This is a genomic window from Streptomyces scabichelini (assembly GCF_011045015.1).
Lineage (GTDB): Bacteria > Actinomycetota > Actinomycetes > Streptomycetales > Streptomycetaceae > Streptomyces > Streptomyces scabichelini.
Genome location: NZ_JAAKZY010000472.1, coordinates 1 through 1,034, shown reverse-complemented (window position 1 = coordinate 1,034; position 1,034 = coordinate 1). Strand labels below are relative to the sequence as shown.

The window sequence follows — 1,034 nt, the reverse complement described above, 5'->3', positions numbered from 1 at the left end:
CTCCGCCCCCAGACCCCCGTGTCGGCCTTGCGGCCTCGTCCTCAAACGCCGGACGGGCTGGATTTGCTTGGGCTGGGTTGAAGAGTGCGGGTGGATGGAGGTCGGTCAGAGGTAGTCCTCCAGCCGCGCCACCGCGTACCCCTTGTCCGTCACCAGCTTCATGAACCGGCGGACCATGTCGGGCATCGTGCCCTTCCCGTGCTCGCGGCCGCGGAAATGGCTGAGGACGATGTCGCCGGGATGGAGGTCGCGGTCTGCTTCGCGGTAGTCCCAGCGGTCGGCGAAGACCTCCTCGTTCCACAGCGGCGCCGCCTTGATGCCGCAGGCCTTGGCGGCGCGCAGGGTGCTCGCGTCGTAGCTGCCGAAGGGCGGCCGGAAGAGGGTCGGCCGCTTGCCGTACCGCTTCTCCATGACGTCCTGCATTCCGCAGATCTCGCGCTTCTGCGCCGCGTACGAGAGCAGGCGCATGTCGCGGTGGTTGAGGGTGTGGTTGTTCAGTACGACGCCGTAGTCCCGCATCTTCCTGAAGTAGCCGTAGTCCTCCCTCACCAGGTAGTCGCTGAGGAAGGCGGTGTACGGGATCTTCAGTTCGCTCATCATCCGCAGGAACGCCGGGTCCTTCTCGGCTCCGTCGTCGATGGTCAGGAAGACGACCTTGTCCTTGGTGAGGATGGTCGTGAAGACCGGCGGCAGACCTTCGTGCCCATCCACCTCGAAGCCTTCACGCGTCTTGAGGCGGGGCTTCTTCTCGGGAGGTGGCGGCGCGGTCAGCGGAACCTTGGCCAGACCCCACTGCCTGGCCACCGCCGCGCGTGCGGTGTACGCCTGACGCAGCTTGGAGGCGTACGCGTCGAGGGCCCGCGCGGGCGGCGCCTGGAGCGGCTGCTGGCCGGGGGCGGGTCCGACATCCCCGAAGCCCGCCCCGGCGCACCCGGAGACGCCGGATACGACTGAGGCGAGCGCGAGCAGGAGAAGCGTGCAGCGGAAGGGGGTGGGGTGGCGGCAGGCCGGGTGGCAGCGGGAGTGATGGCGGC

Annotated in this window: 1 protein-coding gene; it reads right to left on the bottom strand. The window is 68.6% G+C overall.

Annotation, left to right across the window (positions count from 1 at the left end; genetic code table 11):
- Nucleotides 1–105: 105 nt before the first annotated feature.
- The gene (locus tag G5C60_RS50745) at nucleotides 106–969 is read right to left on the bottom strand and encodes a polysaccharide deacetylase family protein (protein WP_165271103.1); all 864 of its coding nucleotides are present in this window, start codon (nucleotides 967–969) and stop codon (nucleotides 106–108) included.
- Between the last annotated feature and the right edge of the window lie 65 nt (nucleotides 970–1,034).